The sequence below is a fragment of the Mycobacterium sp. P2_H7 genome (assembly GCF_056403275.1).
Genome location: NZ_JBFUFU010000003.1, coordinates 190,569 through 205,827 on the forward strand (window position 1 = coordinate 190,569; position 15,259 = coordinate 205,827).

The 15,259-nt window shown below is 66.8% G+C and carries 15 protein-coding genes; 5 read left to right on the forward strand and 10 right to left on the reverse strand.

Annotation, left to right across the window (positions count from 1 at the left end):
• Window positions 1-287: 287 nt before the first annotated feature.
• On the forward strand, window positions 288-1,319 hold the full coding sequence (locus AC1DY7_RS04150) for a coiled-coil domain-containing protein (protein WP_477492389.1): 1,032 nt from the start codon (window positions 288-290) through the stop codon (window positions 1,317-1,319).
• Window positions 1,320-1,335: 16 nt separating this feature from the next.
• On the opposite strand, the gene AC1DY7_RS04155 is transcribed toward AC1DY7_RS04150, so the two are convergent.
• Together AC1DY7_RS04155 and AC1DY7_RS04160 are read right to left on the reverse strand one after the other, a co-directional pair.
• On the reverse strand, window positions 1,336-2,253 hold the full coding sequence (locus AC1DY7_RS04155) for a serine hydrolase (RefSeq protein ID WP_477492390.1): 918 nt from the start codon (window positions 2,251-2,253) through the stop codon (window positions 1,336-1,338).
• A 119-nt stretch (window positions 2,254-2,372) separates the two neighbouring features.
• A complete protein-coding gene (locus tag AC1DY7_RS04160; RefSeq protein WP_477492391.1) occupies window positions 2,373-3,173 on the reverse strand; it encodes a DUF1906 domain-containing protein in 801 nt (266 codons plus the stop codon).
• A gap of 122 nt (window positions 3,174-3,295) precedes the next feature.
• Between AC1DY7_RS04160 and AC1DY7_RS04165 the strand changes: the two genes are divergently transcribed.
• Window positions 3,296-4,153: an alpha/beta fold hydrolase gene (locus AC1DY7_RS04165; RefSeq protein WP_477492392.1), complete on the forward strand. Its 858-nt coding sequence runs from the start codon at window positions 3,296-3,298 to the stop codon at window positions 4,151-4,153.
• On the opposite strand, the gene AC1DY7_RS04170 is transcribed toward AC1DY7_RS04165, so the two are convergent.
• The 3 genes from AC1DY7_RS04170 to AC1DY7_RS04180 form a co-directional block, all read right to left on the reverse strand.
• Complete coding sequence (locus AC1DY7_RS04170) at window positions 4,134-5,879, reverse strand: acyl-CoA dehydrogenase family protein (protein WP_477492393.1); 1,746 nt, start codon at window positions 5,877-5,879, stop codon at window positions 4,134-4,136. The two genes, AC1DY7_RS04165 and AC1DY7_RS04170, sit on opposite strands and share 20 nt — an antisense overlap.
• Window positions 5,880-6,023: 144 nt before the next feature.
• Window positions 6,024-6,614, reverse strand: coding sequence for a hypothetical protein (locus tag AC1DY7_RS04175; RefSeq protein WP_477492394.1), 591 nt, complete (start codon window positions 6,612-6,614; stop codon window positions 6,024-6,026).
• 80 nt (window positions 6,615-6,694) lie between these two features.
• The gene (locus AC1DY7_RS04180) at window positions 6,695-7,093 is read right to left on the reverse strand and encodes a DUF732 domain-containing protein (RefSeq protein WP_477492395.1); all 399 of its coding nucleotides are present in this window, start codon (window positions 7,091-7,093) and stop codon (window positions 6,695-6,697) included.
• A 148-nt stretch (window positions 7,094-7,241) separates the two neighbouring features.
• Between AC1DY7_RS04180 and AC1DY7_RS04185 the strand changes: the two genes are divergently transcribed.
• A complete protein-coding gene (locus AC1DY7_RS04185) occupies window positions 7,242-7,838 on the forward strand; it encodes an SOUL family heme-binding protein (protein ID WP_477492396.1) in 597 nt (198 codons plus the stop codon).
• Here AC1DY7_RS04185 and AC1DY7_RS04190 read toward each other — a convergent pair.
• From AC1DY7_RS04190 to AC1DY7_RS04205, 4 genes are all read right to left on the reverse strand, one after another.
• Complete coding sequence (locus AC1DY7_RS04190; protein ID WP_477492397.1) at window positions 7,835-8,509, reverse strand: alpha/beta fold hydrolase; 675 nt, start codon at window positions 8,507-8,509, stop codon at window positions 7,835-7,837. The two genes, AC1DY7_RS04185 and AC1DY7_RS04190, sit on opposite strands and share 4 nt — an antisense overlap.
• Before the next feature lie 27 nt (window positions 8,510-8,536).
• On the reverse strand, window positions 8,537-9,136 hold the full coding sequence (locus AC1DY7_RS04195; RefSeq protein WP_477492398.1) for a TetR/AcrR family transcriptional regulator: 600 nt from the start codon (window positions 9,134-9,136) through the stop codon (window positions 8,537-8,539).
• A gap of 102 nt (window positions 9,137-9,238) precedes the next feature.
• Window positions 9,239-10,921 (reverse strand): MFS transporter, encoded by a 1,683-nt coding sequence (locus AC1DY7_RS04200; RefSeq protein ID WP_477492399.1) that lies wholly within the window; start codon window positions 10,919-10,921, stop codon window positions 9,239-9,241.
• Window positions 10,922-11,356, reverse strand: coding sequence for a MarR family winged helix-turn-helix transcriptional regulator (locus AC1DY7_RS04205; RefSeq protein WP_477492400.1), 435 nt, complete (start codon window positions 11,354-11,356; stop codon window positions 10,922-10,924).
• An 85-nt stretch (window positions 11,357-11,441) separates the two neighbouring features.
• Here AC1DY7_RS04205 and AC1DY7_RS04210 point away from each other — a divergent pair, with 85 nt between their 5' ends.
• Both AC1DY7_RS04210 and AC1DY7_RS04215 read left to right on the forward strand, forming a co-directional pair.
• Complete coding sequence (locus AC1DY7_RS04210) at window positions 11,442-12,845, forward strand: cytochrome P450 (protein ID WP_477492401.1); 1,404 nt, start codon at window positions 11,442-11,444, stop codon at window positions 12,843-12,845.
• Between the two features lie 108 nt (window positions 12,846-12,953).
• A complete protein-coding gene (locus tag AC1DY7_RS04215; RefSeq protein WP_477492402.1) occupies window positions 12,954-14,351 on the forward strand; it encodes a wax ester/triacylglycerol synthase family O-acyltransferase in 1,398 nt (465 codons plus the stop codon).
• Here the strand turns inward: AC1DY7_RS04215 and AC1DY7_RS04220 are convergent.
• On the reverse strand, window positions 14,348-15,154 hold the full coding sequence (locus AC1DY7_RS04220; protein ID WP_477492403.1) for an Emopamil-binding protein: 807 nt from the start codon (window positions 15,152-15,154) through the stop codon (window positions 14,348-14,350). The genes AC1DY7_RS04215 and AC1DY7_RS04220 overlap by 4 nt on opposite strands.
• Window positions 15,155-15,259 lie beyond the last annotated feature (105 nt).

A 15,259-nucleotide genomic window follows, 5' to 3' on the forward strand; every position in this document is an offset into this window, starting at 1 on the left:
CCTGGATGGCGCCTCGGCCCGCAACCGGGTCCTCGACTCCGAAAGCTTCGCTACCGCCGCCGCCATCGCGGCTGTACTCGTCGACAACGCCATCCCTTCAGGAGCCCGACTCGGACGAGTGGACAGCGCCGAGGCCAATTCGTAGCCTGTCCGAGGAATACAAGGCGGGCCTGGATCGGTCCCTGCAGCGAAGGACCGTGACAATCCGCTCGACCCGAGTGCGCGCAACATCACCTCGACGAACGGTGTCCGTAACGGCCGCCGCGGTCTTGGCAGTGGTCATGTCGATGGGCGACGTCCACGCAGACCCTGCCTCCGACGCACTGGCCGAGCTCAACGAGATGTCCCAGCAGGCGCTGCAGAGTCGCCAAGCCGTCACCGCAGCCCAGCGCGATGTTGACGCCAGACGCGCCGAGCAAGCGGCGACCGAAGAGGGCCACCGAGTGGACCTTGCGGCGCTTGAGGCCGCGAACAACCAGCTTCGGCCCTACCAGGGCGCCGTCGACCGGGTGGCGGCGATGACCTACATGAGTGGCAGCACCGGTCAGTTCGTGGCGCTGCTCACCGCGAACTCCCCGCAGCAGCTGATCGACGGACTGTCGCTCCGGCGGGCGGTCGCCGACAGCGCAGCCGACCAGTTGAAAGCCTTTCACGCAGCGCGTGACCGAGCCACCCATGCCGCGGTGGCCTCCGAGAAGTCCGCATCCGAGGCCCGCGCCGCAGCCGAACAGGCCGCCGCAGTGCGCTCCGAGCTGCAGGCCAAACTGACTGAGATGCTCAAGCAGATCACTGCGGCGGAGGCCCAGTACGCCGCGTTGACACCGCAACAGCAGGCGGTCATCGACAGTGCGGTCCCCCCGCCGATAGCACCCCCGCCGGTGGACCCTGCGATCGTCGCCATGCCCGGCCCGCCTCCGGTCGAGGAGGCGCCACCGGTTCTCGCGGCGGCCCGCGCCGATATCCCGGAGGCACTGCCCGTCGGTGTCGCCTCCGAGGCGGGGTTGCAGGCCAACACCATCGTGGCCGCCCGCGCCGTCAGCGCACGTTTTCCCCAGGTTGCCGAGATCGACGGGGTGCGGCCGGACTCGAAGCCGTGGCATCCGAGCGGTCTGGCGATCGACATCATGATTCCCAACTCCGGCAGCCCGGAGGGCATCGCGCTCGGCGACCAGATTCTGGCGTTCGCGATGAGCAATGCGGCCCGGTTCGGGTTGCAGGATGTGATCTGGCGGGGCACCTATTACACGCCCGCCGGTCCGCAAGCTTCGGGCTACGGCCACTTCGACCATGTGCACATCACGACGACGCCGCGCCGCTGACTGACGACTCGCGACGTCAGATCTTGCCGCCCGGGAACATCGTCTTGACTGCCTGCGTCATGGTGTCGCGCGCGGCGGCGGCGTCGTCGGTCTCCAGGGAGCTGATCGCCATCACATACCGGCGCTCGGGTCCGATGGCGCCCGTGGACACGTGCAACTGATTGCCGCCATTCCAGCAGCAGAACCAGCCCTGCTTGACCGCCACCGATTCGGCATAGAGCCCGTCGGGGATGCCGAATCGCTGCGGATAGCCGTCGGTGCCCGTCGGGGTGGATTGCGCCAGGTTGCCGAGGATCACCTCGGCCTGCTGGGGCGGCAGTCCGCCGGTTCCGTTGAGCAGCTTGTCGTAGTAGCGGACGAGATCGTTTGCGGTGCTGAGGGTGACGTCCCAGTGCCCGTTGGGTGGCGCCGTCGTGCCGGTCAACCCGTAGCGCGCCTTCACCCGGGCGATGACGGCGTTGCCGCCGCTGCGGTCCCAAAAAGTCTGCGCCGCACCGTCATCGGAGGAGCGCAGCATGACGTCCAGTGATGCGTGGTCGGCGGGGGACAGTTTCGTCGAGCCTTGGGATTCCTGCAGCAGCAGGTCGTCGGCGATGAACAGCTTCGCCACCGACGCGATGGGGAAGGGTTTGTTGGCGCCGTTGGAGACGGTCTGGCCGGTGTCGCGGTCCAGCACGACGGTCTCGATGACGGCTCCGGACTTGGCCGCATCGGAGGTGGCCTGACGGACACGGGCGTCGAGCCCGTCGAGGGTCGCCGTCGGCCGCAGGGGTGGGGCTGCGGGCGGCAAGGACCAGCCCTGCGGGGCGACGAGCGGTACCTGCGAGGTGCTCTCGGCGGCCGGCGGTGCGCTCTGCACCTGTGCCTCGCATCCGCTGACGAGCAGGACCGCACAACTGATTGCCATCGCCCAGGTGGGCGGCCGCCGACGCATAACTCTCCTCCGAGCAGGTGTTGAACCGGGGGAGCTGTATCAACGCTGCGCTCGCCGGTACCTTGCCCCAGCCTAAACGGAGGGAAACAACGGTGTGGAGGTGAGAACTCGAGCGGTGCTCAGGGATGCAGGTTCCACTGGCCGACATCCTGGGCCAGGGCATCGCTGACGTCGACTTCGAGGCCACCGACGATCGGACCGGGGTTCGACGCGGTGCTCACCACGCGCTGGTACAGCACGGCACCGGGATAGATCTGGCCGCCCGACCATGATCGGGTTTGCCAGGCCCACACCCGGCCCGGTGTGCGGGATCGTCCGATGACACCGTCGGCGGTGGCCCACTGGCACGGATTGATGCCCGCGTAGATACCGGTGCGCTGCACGCCGAGAACCGAATTGATGCCCCGAAACCAGGGCAGCGCAACGTTGTTCCAGGTCTCGCGGTTGATGTCGTCGTCGACGGAGAAGAAGACGGGGGCGTTCTGGGCGCCGCCGGCCGCGGTGTGCAGCTGCCAGGCGGTACGTGCGTCGGCGACGCCGCCGGCGAACCCGCGGGTGAAGTCCGACGGTGCGGTGCCACCGGGCTTGCCGTACTGGTAGTTGCTGACGATCACCAGGCCCGCGGCGGTCAGCGCCTTCGCGTAGGGCAGCGTGATCGGTTTGGCGCCGAAGGACGAGCCGGGCCGCGACGTCGAGACGTAGTTGATCACCCCGGCGTGGCCGGCGGCGCGGATGTCCTGGGCCGGGATCTGGCGCATCGCGAAGTCGATCAGCGTGGGAGCGGCGGCGGCGGCTTCGGGAGCGCCGACACCCACGGCGGCCACGCCCAGCGCCGTCAAGGCGGTCGCGTAGCGCAGCGCATCACGCCGGGAAACCGGGCGCGAAGGCCGCTGATCCCTGGTCCACGGCGAGTCTGACACGGGCGCGATGTTAACAAAGTGACGGGTGTTAATCGCGGAGCCTCGCCGCGGGCGTAAATTTCTCCCGACGCGGGTACCACTCTCGAAATCCCAGTTCCAGATCGATCGAGAGGAACGCGTCCATGTCAGAGATCACGGCCCACCGCGGCTTGTTCCGCAATACCAACCTGCACGTCGACGACACCGGAGGGAACGGGCGGCCGGTGGTGCTCATCCACGGGTGGCCGATGACGGGCGAGGCGTGGTCAGAGCAGATCGACGCCCTGCAGTCGGCGGGCTATCGCGTCATCACCTACGACCGTCGGGGATTCGGCCGAAGCGACAAGCCGATCGTCGGGTACAGCTACGAAAGTTTGTCCGACGACGTGGCCGCGCTGCTCGACGGCCTGAATCTGACGGATGCCACCCTGGTCGGTTTCTCCATGGGCGGCGGCGAGGTCGCCAGTTACTGCGCGCGCACGGGGTCGGCCCGGCTGCGCAGCGTGGTGTTCGCGTCATCGGTGACGCCGTACATGTTGCACTCCAAGGACAATCCGGAGGGGCCGCTGAGCAAGCAACAGGCAGCGCAGATGGCCGCGGCCCTGACCACCGGTGCCGATTCCTTCTTCGAGCAGTTCGTCACCGACTTCTTCACTGCCGACGGCACATTCACGGTCGACGACGAGCAGCGCAAGTTGGCACTGGAGATGTGCCACCAAGCCGGCAAGGTGGGTGCGTTGGCGTGCCTCACCGCCTTCGGCAGCCACGACTTCACCGAAGATCTGCCGCGGGTGGCCGTGCCGGCACTGGTGCTGCATGGCGACGCGGACCAGATCGTGCCGTTCGAGGGGTCCGGCAAGCGCACCCACGACGCCCTACCGGACAGCCGGCTGCACATCATCGCGGGCGGCCCGCACGGCGTGAACGTCAGTCACGCAGACGAATTCAACGCGGCGCTGCTCGAGTTCCTGGCTGAGGAGTTCACGCCAGCTCCTCGGTGAACAAATCGGGCGCCAGCCCGAACCATGCCGCGCCGAGGTCCGGGCTTCCGAGCGGGGTGGTCGCCATCAGTTCCTCGACCTCGAACTCGGAGGCCAGGGAATGCGCATGGCGACTCCAGATCGCGTCGAGTTCGACAGGATGCTGCTCGCCGATGGCGGCGATCTGGCCGGGTTTCAAGGCGCCGTAGCGCAGGAAGGCCGGCGCCAACTCCAAGATGGCGGCATTGACGAACGCCCGCTGGATATCCGGGCGTTCATCGAGATAGCCCGCCGCGGTGATGAGACCGGTGACCCACGCGAGTTGGCGCGCCTGCTCGCCGAGGTCATTCCACGCGACCATCTTGTCGGAGGCGGCCAGCAGTTGACGGGTCATGTCGTCGCGGATCCGGACGGCGAGCGTCCCGAGGGCACCACCGTCGGACAGATCCGACTCCGGCCAGGAGAGAACATCTTTGGCGACCATCATCATCACCGGCACACTGTCGCCTTCGGCCGTCGCCACGGCATCGCACAGAGCGAGGGTGGTCGAGATCCGGTTGCGCATGAACTTTCCCTGTGCGCCGCAACGCTTCATGCAGTCGCCGACCACCTCGCGGGCCAACTCGACACAGATGGCCTTGGCGATACCGGCATCGGTTCGAAACCGCTGCGGGTCGCGCAGGCCGTTCGGCAGATGCTTCGACTTGAGCCCCTCATAGAGCGCGATCGAGCCGAGCCCACGGACGTAGGACTGCGCCAGCGTCCGCCGGTGGTAAGCATTCTCGGACAGCGATACCCGTCGTCCGCTGTGGGTGCTGAGGGCGCGGGTCAGCGCGTAGTGCACCGCCAGGGCAAGGCTGAGTTTCAGACCGGGGATGATCGACGCGGTCAACACGAACTTGCCCCAGTCGACCCGCCGCAGGGAACTGAAGAAGATCTCGCGGGAACCGCCGAGCGACGAGCTGAACTCGCCGTTCGGCGAAAGGTGATTCTCCTTGCCGGACAGCATCGCCCACCGAGGTACGCGCACCCGGTCGAACGTCGTGATGGCGTGGTCCACGGCACCGTAGTAGGGCAACTCGAGGACACCCGGCCGCGAAACACGGATGCCCGGATAGAGATGCCCGTCGCTGTCCCGACAGGGCACCACGAAGGGGTGCACCCCGTGGTCCAGATCGCGCACTTTCAACCTGGCCATCACGATCGCCGTCTTGGGGAGCCCGTCGAGCGCCAGGTAGGGCATCATCTTCGCGGCATCGCGTGTCGGGGTGTGCAGCTCGAATGTATTGGTCGCCGGGTCAAATCGTGCCTCGGTCGACAGGCTCATCGCGTTGTTGCCCCGTGCGATCTCGGTCACCATGTAGATCCCGTGCGTCCGCATCGCGAGCGCGTCCTCCACCAGACGCGCGATCGCCGGGTGGTCGAGGTCGCCCAGCTCCAGCACGGTGCCGAGAAACAGGTTGTAGTGGCTGGCCAGCAGGGGGCAGATGCCACTGTGCAGAGGCAGGCATTGCGATTCCATCGTGGCGAGCAGAGGTGAGATGTCGTCGACGATGCTGGCGCGGTCGAGGCCGGCGGTCGTGCCGACGAGCGCGAAGATGCGGTAGATCTCACGGATCAGTGACGCCCGGTCCAGTGAATTCACCTCGCGCCGTTGCAGATCCGTGATTGCCAGAGTGTTCAGCCGCGATGTCAGCGTGGCCAGGCTGGAATGACGTGCCGTGGTCGCGATCGTGACGTGGTTCATCGTCCTCACCTCTGGGCAGCCGGCGGCGGCGCCAAGTCACCGCCGCCCAACAGTTGATCCCTCGTTGGCGAGAATTCTTCGCGATACGCGGTCGGCAGGGGCGAGTAGTCGGCTACTCGACTGAGAGGTGAACGCCGGCCGGCGTCACGCGGCGGCAGCGGCGGTGGCTCGCCGCGAGATGGCCATCGCATGGCCTGTCCAGCGCTCGCAGGCCCGTACCAGCCGCCGGGCGTGCTTCCCACCCGACGAAGGGCCGAGGAGCGACTGGTCGAACGCTGCGTGCGCGTGGATGTCGTTGGCGCGGGCTCGATCCCCATCCGACATGGACAGGTACAGGTCGGTCGTGGCGGCCAGCATTTTCGCCTGCACCGCCGCCAGCACCTCGGCGCACGTGCCAGCCACCGGCGCGCCCGCCTCGGCGAGTTCGACCACCAGCCAGCCCATCCGTGCCAGGGCGCGGGTGTCACGAACGACATTGAAGAGAACCGGGATATCCGAGGCGCCGGGGACGTGCCACATCAGCGCCAGCGCTTCTCGCCTGACCTCGGCGCACAGCGCCTGGACCTGATCGTTGTCGCGGCGGACCTCGTCGATCACCAGCAACGCCTCGGCAGCGCCGAGGTCGCCGGCCGCCAGCAGGGAGGCCTCCAGCAGTCCGCAGACCTGCTCCAGCCTGAAGCGCAGTATGCCCAGCTGATCGTCGAAGGTCGCTTCGCGGATGGCGACATCTGGCATGAGGGGGCTCCTCGATCAGCGAGCTCGTGCGTCAGCTCGACCGACGTGTGAATAGCCACTTCGGCGAGGTCTCAAACAGGTCACGGACAGCTTGGGTACACGGTCATCACCGTCGAGACGAAAACGTCGGCGACCGACGCGTCGCCCTGGGTCACCTGCGAGTAGTCGCGCTTGACCTGGTCGACGGATTGACCGTGTTGCAGACGTGCACAGATCAGGTGCGCGTCGCGCGCGGTCATGGCGGGGTTCGCGATGTCGAGCCCTTTCGACCGCAGGCTGGTCAGCAGCTGTTGGTCGAATTGGGCGAGGTCGCCGGCGGACAGGTCGCCGGACGGGGCCGGCGGCACCGTCGGTGGTGCGGGTGCGGACTCTGCAGCTTGGCGGTTCTGTAGCGCGAGGGCGCCGAGCACTACGGCGACGGCGACGAGAAGCGCGCCGACGGCAAGACCCATGACGAGGAACTTCCGGCGCGTGCTCATGGGACCGCAGCGTAGTCCTCCCGAGCGCCTGCGCGTCAATCGCTTTGGTGCAGAACATGTTCTGAGTTCCTGTCGCCGTCGGCCGCGCCGGGTGGTCGACACATCGCCGCGGCGTCGGCATCATGGAAGACGAGGTGAGGAGGCCACGATGCTCGGCTCGTTGGCGAAGATCGTCGGTACGGCGCGTGACGCCGCCGGATCGATCGTGGGTGTTCGGGACGGCACCGAGGAACCACCGCACCGCGTGGAGACACTGTGCTCGGGCATCGAGATTCGGCACTACGGCGAACGGTTGGCCGCCGAGACGAACGTCGACGCAGGCGAGGAAGCCGCCCGCAATGTCGGGTTCCGGCGACTTGCGGGCTACATCTTCGGCGGTAACGATGCGGGTACGAAATTCGCGATGACCGCACCCGTCGCCCAGCAGGCGGTCACGCAGCAGTCGGTCGGTGACGGTGCCTGGGTCATCCGGTTCTTCCTGCCCGAGGGTCTGGCGCTGGAGTCGCTACCCCAACCCGACGACCCGGCGGTGCGTCTGGTGCGGGTGCCGGCCGAGACGGTCGCGGCCCGCCGTTTCTCGGGTAGCCGCAGTCCACAGGCGGTGGCCACCGAGACGGCGCGTCTGCTCGAAGCGCTGCGGGAGAAGGGTCTCGCGCCCGTCGGCGCCCCGGTCGCCTGGTTCTACGATCCGCCGTGGACGTTGCCGGCCTTGCGCCGCAACGAGATTGCGGTGACGGTCGGCTAGCGGACGATCGCGGCGATGCGGTTGGCGATGTCGTCGGCGACCGCTCGGGTGGCCGGGTCGTCGGCCGGTTCATACCGTCGGTGCACCGCGTCATACCGCGCGCCGGCGATCGAGCCATGGTCGGCCCGGACCTCCACGGTGTCGACCGGCCAGTGCAGGGCCCGCAGCGCCGCGGCGAATTCGGTTGCCGCATAGGCGGGTATCACGTCGTCGGCCGTTCCGGTGAACAGATGCATCGGCGCACGGGCGGGGCCGACGGTCACGCCGTCGAGCACTGCGCCGCCGGAGATCGGATCGCGGGCCATGAAGGCGCCGCCGAGGCAGACGACGTGTGCCACCTCCACGTCGAACTGCGCCGCGCGCAATGCGAGCCCGGCCGCCGCGACGCCGCCCAGCGACCAGCCGATCAGCACCAGCGGCCCGCCCGCGGCCCGGGTGCGGGTGAAGTCCGCCGAGGCGAGCAACTCCGCGCGGCCGCCGTCGGGTCCGTGCGGATCCCAGTCGGGTGCCACCACACTCAACCCGCGTTCGTCGAGGGCATGGGCCAACACCCGCACCGCCGCGCGCGAACTCGGCTGCGATCCGTGCCAGAGCAGTGCAGTGGGTCCGGACAGTGCACCGAAGACATCGGCCCACCGGCCGGGGAAGTACTCGAGGGGGCTGTCGGTCACCGCTTCGACGGTAGCGAAGCGGCCGAGCTAGCCGTGGAATCCGCTGGACAGCAGGGCGGACAGCCTGTCGATCACCGCGGAGTGCGCGGTGTCGGCGCCCGCGAGCCGGCCGTAGAAGCTCGCGCCCAGCATCACGGCGAACAGCATCTCGACCACCGCGTCGGTGTCCGAGTCGTCGGCCAGCTCGCCCCGTTCGACGGCCCCGGCCACGGCGGACGTCAAGAACGCCCGGGTGTCCTCACGCGGGGCGCAGAATTCCTGCTTCAGGTCGGGATGGCGGTAGGAATCCAGGACCAGGGCGGCGAAGAACGCGGTGTCCGACGCGCGTTTCCGGTCGGAGGTGACGACGGTGCCCAGGAAGGCGGTGAGCTGGTTGACCAGGGTGTCCTCGCGGTCGGCGGCCAACGCAGCGGAGGTGACGTCGGCGCTGGTGGTGGCCACTATCTCGTCGTAGATGGCGCGCTTGGACGGGAAGTGGTGACGCAATGCGGGGCGGGTGACGCTCGCTCGATGCGCGATCTTCTCCGCCGTCGCACCTTCGTAGCCAAGCTCGCCGAACACTTTGCGTCCGGCAGCAACTATTCGCTCTCGTGTATCTGATCCGCGCATTCCCAGCGGACGTCCCATTGATCCACGCACTGTGTACCCCCAAAACTGATCTTGGCATGGATCCGCACGAGGCGCACGTTTTATTTGCCAAAAGTGCGATCCTGTGCGCAAATCGAAAGATCAGCGGGGGCCGTCCACCCGCCCCCGGGCCAGTGACGCCGCCGCCGCCACAAGGGCAAGCGCAATGGAGACACCGAAGACCACGGTCAGTCCGTGATGGAACGGTCCGCTGATGAGTTGCGGGAAGAATTCGCGGCCGGTGATGGTCTCGCGATCGCCCGCGTGCAGCGTCGCGAGGGCTCCGCTGGGCGTCAGCAGATGTTCCAGCGGATTGACGCCGAGCACCGCCGCGAACAGGGTGGACACCGGCGGCAGCCCGGCCACCTGCTGGGCCACCCCGGCGGGCACGCCGTGGTCCTGAAGACCCGTCGACAGGGCACCGGGCAAGCTACCCGCCAGGCCGACCACCATCAGCGAGAAGAACACCCCGATGGACAGGGCGGTGCCGCTGTTCAGGAACGTCGCGCGCATCCCGGACACGACGCCGCGCTCGGCGGCGGGCACGCTGCCCATGATCGCCGACGTGTTGGGCGCCGCGAACATCCCGCTGCCCACGCCGTTCAGTGCGATCAGTGAAGCGAACATCCAGTAGGCGAAGTCGATCGGCAGGAACAACAAGCCGACGAAACTCAGACCGAACAGCACCATGCCTGCCGAGGCGATACCGCGGGCGCCCAATCGGTCTGACAGGGCCCCCGAGGCCGGGCCGGCGATCAGGAATCCCGCCGTCAGCGGTAGCAGGAAGATGCCCGCCCACAGCGGCGTGTCGGCGTAGTCGTAGCCGTGCAGGGGCAACCAGATGCCCTGTAGCCAGATGATGAGCATGAACTGCAGGCCGCCCTGCGCCAGCGCGGCGGCCAGCGTGGCGATGTTGCCTGCGCTGAACGCCCGAATTCTGAACAGGCTCAACCGGATCATCGGCTCGGCGACGCGGGACTCGATGATGACGAACGCGACCAGCAGCAGAATCCCGGCCGCCAGCGTGCCCAGCACGAACGGGCTGTGCCAGCCGGTGGGGTGTCCGCCGTGCGGTTGGATCCCGGAGGTGATGGCGATGAGCACCGCCGACAGTCCGACGGCGAAGGTGATGTTGCCCCACCAGTCGATACGGCCGCGGTGGCGTTCCCCGTTGTCGCGCAGCCGGCGGTAGGCCCAGAGGGTGCCGAAGACCCCGACCGGCACGTTGACCCAGAACACCGCGCGCCAATCCCAAGCCGCCAGCAGACCGCCGGCGACCAGGCCGATGAATTGCCCGGCCAGCGCCGCAACCTGATTGAACCCCAGGGCGAAGCCGCGGCGGTCCGCCGGGAAGGCGTCGGTCAGGATGGCCGCCGAGTTGGCCGTCAGCATGGAACCGCCCACTGCCTGCAACAGTCGCCACCCGATGAGCCATTCGGCGGCGGTCGCACCGTCAAAAGGGTCGAACGACAACAGGATCGAGGCCACGGTGAAGACGGTGAAACCAAGGTTGTAGACGCGCACACGGCCGTACATGTCCCCGATGCGGCCCAGCGTCACCACGAGCACCGACTGCACCAGGCGGTACCCCATGATCATCCACAACAGGTAGGTGATGTTGGCCGGCGCCAGGGGATCCAGATGGATACCGCGGAAGATCGCGGGCAGCGAGATGATGACGATCGAGCCGTCCAGCGCCGACATGAAGACTGCCGCGGTGGTGTTGGTCAGGGCCACCCAGCGGTAGTTGTCGCGGGCTTCGCTGCGCTGCTGTTCGACGGACATCTACAGCCGCTGTGCCAGTCGTTCGATGAGCGGCGCGGCGGCGGCCAGCTGGGCCAGTTCGGCGGCGGTGAAGCCGGCCAATCCCGTGGTCAGCTGGTCCACCCTGGCGTCGCGCCGCCGGTTGACCTCACGCCGGCCGGACGTGCTGATGGACAGCAGGATTCGCCGCCCGTCGGTCGGATCGGACTGCCGCGTGACGAAGCCGCGAGCCTCCAGCTCTCCGATGGTGGTGCCCATCGATTGCGGGCTGATCTGTTCCTGACGCGCCAATTCGGCGGATGTCGTCGACCCGCACCGGTCCAGCCGGCTCAGGGCGGCCATCTGAGGAAACGTCAGGACGTCGGCGACGGGTATCTGCCGTAGCCGCCTTCGCAGCAGGCCCATGCACAGGAACAAGGACCGTGCCACCTGTTCGGTCTCGCGGGACGCCGCCATTTCATCAGGCTAGCCTTATCAGTTTTCATTGACGAGTCCCCGGGGTAGCTTCGTAGAGATTCGTCTGCCCCCCGGAAAGGCGCACGTGGACACAGCCAGAGTTCCGCACCCGCCTCACCGTGTGCCGCTCGCAGGTGATTTCGTCGGGTTCAATCTGCGCAAACCCCTGCAGTCGATGCAGCGGCGGTTACAGGATCTCGGTCCGATCGCCGTGCAGAAGTGGGCCGGAATCGAACTGGTGACGGTGAGCGGTGTCGACCTCGTCACCGAACTCAACGACGAGGCGCGCTTCACCAAACACGTCGGCTTCACCTTGCAGTCACTGCGCCGTCTGCTCGGGGATGCACTGTTCACCGCCGAGAGCGACGAACCGGCGTGGCAGTTGGGCCATGACATCCTGGCGCCGGCGTTCAGCCGGGAGGCGATGCGTGGCTACCACGCCACCATGGTGACGGTGATCCGGGAAATGCTGGAGCGCTGGGATGGGGTGGCGACCAGCGGTCGGCCGATCGACGTCACCGCCGAGATGACGCACCTGACCTTCGAGACGATCGGGCGCGTCGGATTCGGCTACCAGTTTGCGTCTTTCGACCACAGCAGACCTCATCCGTTCGTCGCCGCGGTGAGCAGAATCGCCCGGCACGCGAACATGGCGGGCGCCATTCCCTGGGAGCCGGCTGATCGGGTGCTCGCGACACTGTCTCGTCACTACCGATCCGACGTCGACATGATGGAGGAAACCGTCGACGAGATCATTCGCAACCGTCAGCGGGGCGCGGCGGTGCCCCGACCCGACCTGCTCGCGTTGATGTTGGACACGGCGCACCCCGTCACGGGGCGCCGCCTGGACCCGGTGAACATTCGCAGACAGATCATCTCGTTCCTGATGGCCGGTCACGAGACGACGGCCAGCACGCTGTCGTTCGCCCTGTATTACCTCACCAGAGATCCAGAAGTTCTCCGTCGCGCGCGAGCCGAGGTGACTGCGCTGTGGGGGACGCGGGACGACGTCGCTCCGGTGTTCGAAGACGTGGTCAAGCTGCGATACCTGCGCGCGGTGCTGGACGAGGCACTGCGGTTGTGGCCGACTGCGCCGGGATACCAACGTGCCGCACGGGCCGACACGATGCTCGGTGGCCGGTACCCGATGCGAAAGGGGGAGTGGGCGCTGGTGTTCCTTCCGGTGCTGCACCGCGATCCGCAGATCTGGCCCGATCCTGAAAGATTCGATCCCGACAGGTTCGCGCCGGGGCTGGCCAAGAGTCGTCCGGCGCATGCGTATAAGCCGTTCGGTACAGGCCAGCGAGCATGCATCGGCCGGCACTTCGCCATGCATGAAGCCGTGCTCACCCTCGCCCTCGCACTCCAGCGCTTCGACCTTGAGCCAGATCCCGGCTATCGACTGGCGATAAAGGAGTCGCTGACCCTCAAGCCGCACGGTTTCACTCTCTCGCCGCGCAGACGCACGCTCCGCGAGCGTCCTGCCTGAACACAGAACTGCTTGTGCCACAGCGCCTATGGCCACGTTCCTTGCGCCCGGTCGGTTGCCGTGATTCACTGCATGCACAGTGCGAGAGCGTGTAACGCGGGCGGGGGCATGCAGGCACACGGTGTTGAGAAGACCATTCATCGGCTGGCGGGAATCGACACGGCATTCCTGTTGATGGAGATCCCCGCGCAGCCGCTGCACTCGTGCTCACTGGCAGAACTCGACGTGTCGGGCTTGTCGCAGGGTTACACGTTCGAGACGTTCCGCGCGAAGCTGGCCGCGCGCGCCCGGCTGCTACCGGAGTTCCGGGCCAAGCTCAGCGACAGCCGGATGAATCTGGGTACCCCGGCATGGGTCGACGACCCCGAATTCGACATCGACGCGCACGTGCGTCGCGTGGATCTACCCGCGCCGGGCGGTCGAACCGAATTGTGCGACCTCGCAGCTCGTTTGGTGAGCGCGCCGATGGATCGTTCCCGGCCGCTGTGGGATATCACGATCATCGAGGGCATCGATTCGGTGCCACCGGCGGTCAGCGGCCGCGTTGCCGCGCTCGTCCGGACGCACCACGTCTTTGCCGACGGTGTCAGTTCGGGTGATCTTTGGGCAAAGCTCTACGACGAGGCACCACCTACGACGCAAACCGCGGGCAGCTTCGGGACGTGGACCGCCCGCCAGGTGGCGATGGACGGGATGGCGCAGGCGGTACTTCGGCCGTGGTTCTTCGTGACCAGGGTGCTGCCGCGAACGGTGGTGGCGCTGCTGCGGACGAGCCGTCGGATGAAGTTCGGGCAGGCGATGAGCAGCTGGTTCGCCGCGCCGCAGACATTGTTCAATGGCGACATCGACCCCACCCGTGAAGTCGCCTATATCCGAATCGAATTGAAGGACGTCGAGGCCGCCAAACGCAAGTTCGGCGTCAAGGCGAATGACGTGCTGACCGCCGTCGTGTCGGGTGCGCTCGTGCGGTATCTCACGGCACACGACGCACTACCGACCAAGGATCTGGTCGCCGGGATACCGGTATCGCATTATGACCCGAACCGGCCGGCCCGTAATCAGCTCACCCCGATGCTGTGCTCCATACACACCAGTGTGAGCGATCCGGTGAGACGGCTCGCTGCCATTGCACAGACCAATCTGCTAGGGCAGGAACACATCTCGGCCATCGGTTCGACACTGATCGAGGACTGGACACAGTTCATGCCGACCCTGTTCAGAAATGCCCTGAAATTCTTCGCGAGAACCGGCATCGGAACGCGTCAGCCGCCCATCAACCTGACGTTCTCGAACGTCCGTGGATTTCAGGAACACATTCTCGGGGCGCCGATCGTCGTGAACTACCCGTTCGGTCCGATCGTGAACCAGATTGCGCTGAACGTCACCGCCTCCACACTCAACGGTGCCGTCGGGATCGGGTTCGTGGGCTGCCCGGCGCTGATCCGCGACATCGGTTACCTCGCAAGCGGTGTCCCGCTCGCATTGCAGGAGCTTCTGGACGCCTAGGGCGTCGACTCAGCCGCAGTGCGCCGTCCGTCACCGACGGCGGAAGCGTCGATCTCGGCCGCGCCTTGGTTTCGGTACAAGTAAGCGAGTTGCTTGACGATGAACGGCAGACAGAGAGCCGGCCCGACCAGCCACGGGCTGTTCATGAAGATGAATTTCAGTACGAAGCCCCAGAGTCCCTGCTCCAAATGCTGGAAGGACGCGCGAATCTCGGAGACGTAGTAGATGCCGAATGCCGTCAAATTGTTGGTGAGCGCGAAGCAGGACCACCACAACGCGTTGATACGTTTGGCGACGTCGTCACCAGCAGACACGAGTCGGATCCACTGGAAGAACAGCACGATCCCGCCGATAACAACGAAGGTCTCGACGGCGTACAGGCCCGGATCGCTGGTCAGATAGCGGGTGTCGGCGACCCCATAGATCCACCACAACCACCCCCACCTGTCCTGCTCGGTGAGGTCCATGTGGCCGAGTGCGTCCGCGACAAGCCATACCAGCTCCCAGAAGATCTCACTGGCTGCCGTGATGGGGAACCACACCAGCAAGAACTCGTTCGACTTCTCCAGCGTGGTCCGGTGTTCGCCCGGAGAGTCCCACCACGCCGCTGCCATCGCCACGAAGAGCGGTACGCACAGCGCGGGTCCGAAGATCAGGCCGGTGGGTTCCATCGGCCACACACCGGTCCCGACCAAGGTGATCGGCAGCAACGAGAACAGCAGCCCGAAGGCTGAGCACCAGAAGTAAATCTTCAGGCGTCGCGGTGCCCACCCGCGGGTGAAGTCGTGCTGCACTGGTGTCATGCGTCGATTCCCCCGGGCTCTCGGCATTCAAGAGTGGTCGGCTGCGCCCCCAGACCAGACCTCAGCATGACAGAGCATCGCAGCAGATAGCGGTGCTTTGGCCGC